Raw genomic sequence first — 8,134 nt, forward strand, 5'->3', positions numbered from 1 at the left:
TTTGTTAAAAAGTACATATATTTATATGATGTTCAAATATTTAATTTTTAGAACTCCCCTAAAGAATTAAAACATGATTCCCCTCCGAAAAGTCCTTTGGACCGAAATATTGAGTTTTAAAACTATTGATAATCAAATTTTACAAAGTTATAAATATGAATTTTTATTATATTTTTGCTTTTGCGTAATGTGAGTAAATTATTATTTTGTTTGTAACAATTTTTTTATAAAATTTTAAATAGTTACAATTTTTTTTATTTTGCTAAAAAATTTAGAACATAAGTAGTTACAATACAAGAACCTTTCTATAATATAGAATCGCATATTGCTTTATTCTTGGTGAAATAAAAATCAATTTTTTTAGCCCCCACTATAACTCATGATACTATTTTTTCTCTGTCTGTTATTGCATAAAAAATGAACCAAAAATACACCTATTTACAAATATATACCCTTGTATGTATTTTAGTATTATTAGACCAATCTCTCAAAATATGGGTAAAGCTCCATATGTTTTACCGAGAAAAGATAGTATTTATAGAAAATTGGTTTGAATTTATATTCACCGAAAACATAGGCATGGCTATGGGAATGAAATACGGTGGTGATTTTGGCAAGGTGAATCTTACTTGCAGCCGATTTATTCTGATTATTATTTCTATTGTGATGATACAATATCTCATCAGAAATTATGCAAATAAAAAAATAATAATAGTGATGGCTTTCTATTTAGCTGGGAGTATTGGAAATTTCATAGACAATTTATTATATGCCGCTGTATTTAGTGAAAGTATTCCCCATTCTTATCAAATCGCATCTATTCTGCCTAAAATACAATACTCTCAACTTTTTTTTGGCAAAGTAGTAGATATGTTTTACATACCAGCCATAGAATCTATGACCATCCCCGAATGGTTTCCTTTTTTAGCCAATACAAAAATACCCCTTTTTCACTATATATTTAACCTTGCCGATACTTATATTACTACTGGAGTAGTTCTATTATTTGTACATACAGATATTTTAGTAAGAACTGTTTATAAAATTATGCTTAAACTCAGAAGATGAAAATTACAAAAACAAAAGACATCTATATTCAATACGGAATATTTATTTTTTCTATTATCCTTATTTACGGACTTAATAAAGCGGATAAAATGGAACATATAAGCATTTTACAAAAAAATCTTACTATGCTTCCTCTTATCAATGCATTGCTAAACACTCTCGTGTTCTTCCTCATTATTATAGGAGTGATTGCTATAAAACGAGGACATAAAATACTCCATAGTAATATTATGAAGATAGCATTAGTTATATCCTCTCTCTTCTTGATATTATTTTTTCTCCATGTTTTTGCCAGTGGAGCAGTCAAGTATGGAGATATAAATCACGATAGTGTCTTATCTGTAGAAGAAAAAAATGCCATACAAAATACTCAATTCTTGTATTATTTTTTTTTATCTACTCATATTCTTTTAGCAACTTTTTGTTTGCCGTTTATTATATTGGTTGCCTATAAAGGACTTATTGGAGATTATATTATACATAAAAAAATAGCTCGTATTATCTATCCTCTTTGGCTTTACATAACTTTTACAGGACCTCTTATTTATTGGATATTGAAAGAGAGCTATACTTTATGAGGTATTGAGTGAGGATGTTTTTTTGAAATAGAATTAGGAATATTGTGTAATTATTTAACTATAACCCCAAGGGTATAGTAAAACTATAAAAAATAGAATACGAAAGATTTACAAACAGTGAAGAGTAGCATGTATGTTAATAGAATCATACCATTCTTTAGGGATTGGGATAAGGTTATGTGCTTTCACTGTTTCTATTTTGTTTATTTTTTATTACCATAAAAAAAATAGTAGATAAATAATTACAAATATTAGAACCTTATTAATTACAACAATTGAAACTCTATTAAGAGTTTACTAAAACTATATTACATTAACAATACGAAATTTTTATTATATTTTTGCGTAAAATAAGTAATGGTAAATAAAAAAAAACAATGAATAAAAAGATTTTTGTAAGTGTGGGGATAGTCATTTTTAGTATCATAAAAAGTGCAGGACAGGATTACACAGACCTCCATTGGAAATTTGGAAATACGAGTAATGGAATAGATTTTGATAAAGGAAATTATACCGCAAGGGTATCGGCAGACAAATCGGTGGCTTTTAGTTCTCAGGGAGGATTGGTGGTTGCTGACCCTTTGAATGGGAACATTCTATTCTATACAGATGGAAATACGGTATACGATAGAGATCATCAAATCGTTCCAAATGGTATGGGATTAAGTGCTATGAGCAGTGCTTCACAGAGAGTGGTTGGTTGCCCTGTTCCGGGAAGTCAAAGATTATTTTATATTTTTACTTATACCGATGCAGAAATACAGTATTCTCTTTTTGATAGAGAGGCATTAGGAAATGCTTCAGTAATTCCTGCGGGAGTTATAACGAGCAAAAACGAAAGCACTCTTTTTAAAAATCCTTCAGGTGCAGTAGCTATTATTCCATCTGCGGATAGAAGTTTTTTTTGGTTATTGGGTCAAAATAAACTCAATAGAAGATACCAGCTTTTGAAAATAACCTCTGCAAGTATGGATACCAGCTCTTTTTCTTTTGAAAATGCAAATAATCCATCCTTGGAAGCGGCAGGTTTTTCTTTTTTTTCCTTAAGAAATGATTCTCTGTTGATTGCAGTCGCTCCTAAAACCGCTCAAAGAAATATACAAATTCTATCCTTCAAGCCCTCCACAGGAAAGCTAGCATTTGTAAAACAACTTTTCAACACAGCGGTATCTGATGGAATAACAGAATCCATTTTTGGTGTAGAATGGTCTTTTAACGGTTCACAATTATACTACTCACGTTATGGAAGTAGCAGCAGTTTGCAAGGAAAAGTATACCAATACGATATACAAAAAAACACATCGCAAGTAATTTTTCCCAATCCGAAGGTCTCAAACGGGCTTTATAGAAGCTTCGGTCTCAAAAAAGCTCCCGATAGAAATATCTATCATATCTATCAGGAATCAAATGGAGGGGCTTTTTTCTTAGGAATAATAAAACAAGCCGATAGCACTGCGGATAAAATAAAATACGAAGAAAGAGCTTTATTTGGAAATGCAGGTACCAGGGCTATGCAATTTTCTGTCTCCGCACCGCCTGCACAGTTCCGTTTTCAAATGTCTTTTCAGACCACAGGCATCTGTCAAAAGAATACTACTGTCTTTTTCCCCGATGTATCTCCAAATCCCGAATCCGTCCGATGGGCTTTTGGCGATGGAGAAAATTCATTGCATTACGCCCCTATTCACGAATACCAAAATCCAGGCACTTATACAGTCCGTTTTTCTGCTACCCTCAATGGGTATACCCAAACCCTCACCCAAGTTATAAATATTGCCAGCAATGATATAGAGGTTAACCTAAAAGATACCACTGTCTGTATCGGCGAATCTGTGACCTTAGATGCTACTCCCAGCACTGGTTCTGCTACTTATAGCTATCTATGGTCAACAGGAGCCACCACAGCAACAGCAAAATTAGATTCCGCAGCAACTTATTGGGTAAAGGTCATAAACACCGCTACCTCTTGCTATACTGTGAAATCCTTTGAAGTAAAATGGTATGGAAATAAAGAACAAAAAGCAAATATATGGTACTTTGGAGAAAGAGCTGGTATTAATTTTAATAAATCCCCTGCAATAGCCATCGCCGATGCAAACAAAATGACTTCTCCACAAGGATGTGCTACCATTTCGGATATAAATGGAAAACTTCTTTTTTATACCAACGGAAGCACCGTTTGGAATAAAAAACATCGCATTATGGAAAACGGAACAAAAATAGGCGGAGATAGCACCTCAGCACAATCATCTCTTATTATACCCATACCCGACAATAAACTTCTCTATTACATAATTACAACCCAATCTGTTTATGGAGAAAAAACCTTTCAAATGAGTTATACCCTCGTAGATATGAGCTTAGACAGTGCTAATGGGGGAGTAATCTCAAAAAATAAACGTCTATTTTCACAATCCACAGAACGACTCACCGCCCAAGATATTTCTAATACTATATGGATCATCGCACACGAATATGGAAATAATAACTACCGCGCTTACTTTATTGATAAAAATGGAATAGCAAATGCAACTATTTCTACCACAGGAAGACCCCATGCTTTCAGTAATGAAAAAAATGGAAAAGGGTTTTTGACTCTTTCTCCCAATTCAGATTATATAGCCACTACCATTCCCAATCTGCAAGATAACTTTTTAGAAATAGCAAAATTTAATACCACGAACGGAAGAGTGGATTCTGCTATTACTATAGATATTTCAGAACCTCTGCCATCGGAAATATATGGATTGGCTTTTTCTCCAAATGGATCTAACATATACATAACCACAAAAGAAGGTACTGCTTCTAAATTAATACAATTCGGAGTAGATACCCTTACTGCAAAAATAACAGATGCACAAAAAATAACAGCCATACAAAATACAAAATATGTAGTTGCCTCAGAACCTTCTTTTGGAGCGATTCAAATAGGACCTGATAAAACCATGTATATTGCAAAAGATAATGGAAATGTATTAGCAACTATTAATAATCCCGAAGGGCAGGGAGCAAATGTCACCGTGAATCCAATGGGCATTACCCTTGCCGGCGGAACCTCCTCACGATTAGGGCTTCCTTCTTTTATCTATTCATATATTGCACCTACCAATGAAATTACTATGGATTTTCAGAATGGCTGCCTCGGAAGAAAAACTCAATTTATTGCTACCGAATCCTCTGATATAGATAAATTCAAATGGTTTTTACCCGATACTACCGTTTCCCTCAAAGAATTTGAATATGCTATCAAAACAGCAGGAACTTTTACCATACGACTCCAAGTGACAAACCGATGTCTCTTAGATACCACTCTGCAAAGAAATATCACCATAAATGTCACCCCCGAAAAACCACAAATTACCTCTCCTCAACCCATTTGTAATGATAATGGAGTAATCCTATCCGCATGGAATACCGATGTAGCAGGACAAACATACCAATGGTCTACGGGAGAAACCACGAGACAAATAACTGTTACCACACCAAGCACCTTACAAGTATCTATAATAAATGCTATGGGATGCTATTCTGATACCGTAGAAGTAAGAGTCATCGATGTAAGACCCACAGTAGATTTAGGAAGTAATACTACCATCTGCCAAGGTGATACCATTCCTGATTTAGATGCCGATTTAGGAGATTTTTATATATGGTACCTCAACGGTGCTGAAAATGGCAATAAAACAAGAAAACAACCTGTCAATACACAAACTACAGGTATATTCGAATACGGTGTCCTTGTAACAGATACTATTACTAAATGTTCTGCAACGAGTAAAGTTGCTTTTACTATCAACCCAAAAATACAAGCAACCGCATCTACCTCTAATGCTGCCGACTGCGGACAAGACAATGGCATGATACATATTTCCCTTCAAACCATAGGTGATTTTTCGTATACTCTATCCGGTGCAAAAACTATACCCACTACCCCTATCTCAAACCCGCCCACCAATCACACCATCAATAATCTCCTTGCAGGAACATATCAACTCCAAATCAATAACCCCGTTTCCCAATGTAAAACCTCCTTCTTCGGCTTAGCAATAAATTCTAATATTGCCTCCTTTAAAGATACCATAATAGGAGTAGCAGGTTGCCAATCCGGCATCATAAAAATAAAAACAAACATAAAAAGTAATTATTCTTTTCAAATTATATCCTCCCAGATTGGTAGAAATATTACTCCCGCTGCCAATACTTTTTCAGGAGATTCTATTACTATTCCCGAAATACCATTTGGAACATATACTGTGCAAGTCACACGAATAGAAGATAACTGTATTGTTACAAAATCTAATATTGCTGTTTTACAATCTCCACAACCACAAATTTCTTTCAACCCCACACAAACTATCTGCACAGCTGGAAAGATATTTATTATTCCTGCAAATAAAAATATCACCATCACATGGAAAAATTCATCAGGAAATACCATCGGAACAGGAGACTCAATAGCAATTACCTCATCAGGAACTTATACCGTAGAAGCAACCACTTCTGCGATATCTTGCAAACGTATTGAAAAAATAGAAGCAATTGTAACCCCTCCACCATCCGTCACTATCACGACTACAGGCGACAGCTGTTTAGGAACAAGAATACTCAATGCTGTTGTTTCTCCTCAAAATGCTATTTTTTCATACGCATGGAATAACGGAGCCATTACCCAACAGATAACCATTACAGAAGGAGGCAATTATACCGTAAGAGTGAGAGATAATACATCCTCTTGCAGAAGTTTTGCATCTAAACTCGTCCAGGTATATAAAAATATAAATCTCTCCTTGACGCAAACTCCAAATTGCTCTAACCAAAACCAAGTCACACTTACCGCAAATACCGCCTCTCCATCCCAAACTTCTTTTGTATGGAAAAGAAATAATAAAACAATATCTGATACCATAGCAAATATAAACGTAGATTCCACAGGAGATTACACAGTAATAGCTACTCATAGGCAAAGTAAATGCATCCAAACACAAACTATCACCGCAAATATTATTATTATTTCCGATACCGCAGTGAAACTCCCCCAAACTGCTAAATTTTGTTCTTTAGACCCCATAAATCCATCTATAGAAGTATCACCCGGAGAATTTAATACATACCAATGGAAAAAATTACCCGAATCTATCATTATTGGAACGCAACAAAAACTCAAAATTAACCAAGCAGGTGTATATCAAGTTATTTTTACAAATGGAAGCACTTGTAGACGCTCTGTAATAACCGTATTCGATGACTGCTCCGCTATTATTTATGCACCAACTGCTTTTTCCCCCGATGCACAAGGGCTTGTCCAAAACGAAACATTCTCCATATTTCCCAATTCGTATGTAAAAGATTTTTCTATATTTATATATAACAAATGGGGAGAACTTGTATATTTTAGTAATGATGTTACATTTAAGTGGAATGGAGAATACCACGGAAAATTACTCCCAACAGGAAGCTACGTCTATAAAATAACATATAATAACAATGTAGATACTTCAAAACCTCTCATAGAACAAAGAGGAATAGTAAAATTGATACGCTAAACCCCCATAAAAAAAACTCTTTTATAAGAAAAACAAAAATTAGTATCATAAAAACACATTTTTATTCAAAAAAAAAATTATTTTAGCATATTTTTATCTTTTTATGATGAAAAAGAAAGAATTATAATAATATGTGTAAATTCTAAAAATAGAAAAAAACAAAAAATATGTATTTCTTTGTTTTTTGAATAGATACCATTTTTTATAATATCATTTATAATATAAAACATATTGCGGGATGGAGCAGTGGTAGCTTGTCGGGCTCATAACCCGAAGGTCGTAGGTTCGAGTCCTACTCCCGCTACTTTTTACCATAATTAAGAGAGTTCTTGGTTAAAACCGAGAACTATTTTTTTGTACCCATTATATGATGGGGACAAGTATGAGTTCATTTTATACCATTTTTATAATGCTGGATAGGGTGCTTTCACCCATAACTCTCTTACAAGAGAAAATACATCCTATAAAAGAGATGGTACAATAAAAATTTCATGAGCTCTATTTGCATATCTTTTTTTCGTCCCTTCCATAGTTTAATGTATTATAACTGCCCAATTTTCGTAAAACAGATGTTAGGTATCATGCAGAAAAACCCTACACAGAAAATAAAATTAATTATATTTACAAACTATGGCAAGCATTTTAGACAAGTATCTTAAAAAAAGAATGGGAATTTTAGAACTTCAAACAGAACTTCAAAAATTAATATTTGACTATAATAAATATACTAAAAGGTATTTGTTTGTTTATGCTTCTGATTTAAATAAATGCAGAACAAATTAAAGGATTAATTTGCGGTTACAGAATAGAAAAAATTGAAAATCCTTTAACCAAGAAAGTAAGGTACCTAGACAAAATTATTGACGAATTAGCAAAAGGCAAAAAAATTAAAAAAATTTTAAGACAATAAAATCAATATCAAAAATGAAAAATAACAAAGTAACT

Annotated in this window: 5 protein-coding genes and 1 tRNA gene; all 6 read left to right on the forward strand. The window is 33.4% G+C overall.

The window, feature by feature from the left end; translation table 11 throughout:
• The first annotated feature begins 417 nt into the window (after positions 1-417).
• The 6 genes from QM536_08675 (at position 418) to QM536_08700 (ending at position 8,099) form a co-directional block, all read left to right on the forward strand.
• Positions 418-1,068, forward strand: a complete 651-nt coding sequence (locus QM536_08675; GenBank protein MDI9357080.1) for a signal peptidase II — start codon at positions 418-420, stop codon at positions 1,066-1,068.
• Positions 1,065-1,646, forward strand: a complete 582-nt coding sequence (locus QM536_08680; GenBank protein ID MDI9357081.1) for a DUF420 domain-containing protein — start codon at positions 1,065-1,067, stop codon at positions 1,644-1,646. The genes QM536_08675 and QM536_08680 overlap by 4 nt, the downstream gene beginning before the upstream one ends.
• A 377-nt stretch (positions 1,647-2,023) precedes the next feature.
• Positions 2,024-7,189 carry a gliding motility-associated C-terminal domain-containing protein gene (locus tag QM536_08685; GenBank protein MDI9357082.1) on the forward strand — a complete coding sequence of 1,722 codons (5,166 nt, stop codon included), beginning with the start codon at positions 2,024-2,026 and terminating at the stop codon, positions 7,187-7,189.
• 232 nt (positions 7,190-7,421) lie between these two features.
• Positions 7,422-7,493, forward strand: a tRNA-Met gene (locus QM536_08690).
• Between the two features lie 326 nt (positions 7,494-7,819).
• On the forward strand, positions 7,820-7,972 hold the full coding sequence (locus tag QM536_08695; protein ID MDI9357083.1) for a hypothetical protein: 153 nt from the start codon (positions 7,820-7,822) through the stop codon (positions 7,970-7,972).
• A 31-nt stretch (positions 7,973-8,003) separates the two neighbouring features.
• Positions 8,004-8,099 (forward strand): DUF2200 family protein, encoded by a 96-nt coding sequence (locus tag QM536_08700; protein MDI9357084.1) that lies wholly within the window; start codon positions 8,004-8,006, stop codon positions 8,097-8,099.
• Positions 8,100-8,134 lie beyond the last annotated feature (35 nt).

Source organism: Chitinophagaceae bacterium, from assembly GCA_030053935.1.
GTDB lineage: Bacteria > Bacteroidota > Bacteroidia > Cytophagales > JASGCU01 > JASGCU01.

Excerpts from the sequence above, each read along its gene's own strand:
- QM536_08680 (MDI9357081.1), top strand. The coding sequence starts at position 1,065 with ATGAAAATTACAAAAACAAAAGACATCTATATTCAATACGGAATATTT.
- QM536_08685 (MDI9357082.1), top strand. The coding sequence starts at position 2,024 with ATGAATAAAAAGATTTTTGTAAGTGTGGGGATAGTCATTTTTAGTATC.
- QM536_08695 (MDI9357083.1), top strand. The coding sequence starts at position 7,820 with ATGGCAAGCATTTTAGACAAGTATCTTAAAAAAAGAATGGGAATTTTA.
- QM536_08675 (MDI9357080.1), top strand. The coding sequence starts at position 418 with ATGAACCAAAAATACACCTATTTACAAATATATACCCTTGTATGTATT.